The sequence below is a fragment of the Streptomyces sp. SID12501 genome, assembly GCF_010550245.1.
Classification (GTDB): Bacteria; Actinomycetota; Actinomycetes; order Streptomycetales; family Streptomycetaceae; genus Streptomyces.
Map to the genome: position 1 here is coordinate 1 of NZ_JAAGLU010000803.1, position 419 is coordinate 419.

The 419-nt window shown below is 72.8% G+C and carries 1 protein-coding gene; it reads left to right on the top strand.

What is annotated here, in order from left to right; genetic code table 11:
* Nucleotides 1-397 (top strand): aldo/keto reductase (locus tag G3I71_RS48540; protein WP_164325374.1); only part of this gene is annotated, 397 nt, incomplete at its 5' end.
* Nucleotides 398-419: the final 22 nt, after the last annotated feature.

Below are 419 nucleotides of genomic sequence, written 5' to 3' on the forward strand. Positions count from 1 at the left end.
GTACTCACCGCTCGGCCGCGGCTTCCTCACCGGGGCCTTCACCGACGCGGGCAAGGACCTGTCCGAGGGCGACTTCCGCAAGTATCAGCCGCGCTTCACCGGCGACAACGCCCGTACGAACGCGGCCCTGTTGGAGCCGGTCCACAAGATCGCCGCCGCTCGCGGGGTGACGGCCGCGCAGGTCGCGCTCGCCTGGGTGCAGCAGCGGGCGCAGGTGCACGGCCTGACCGTGGTCCCGATCCCCGGCACCCGTAAGCGCAGCCGCCTGCTGGAGAACGTGGCGGCGACCCGGCTGACGCTGACGGCGGAGGAGCTGGACCTGCTGGAGCCGATCGCGGGCCAGGTGGCGGGGGACCGGTACCCGAACATGAGCAGTACGTCGGCGGCGCGGGAGTAGGCGTCACGCTGGGGCCCCTCAC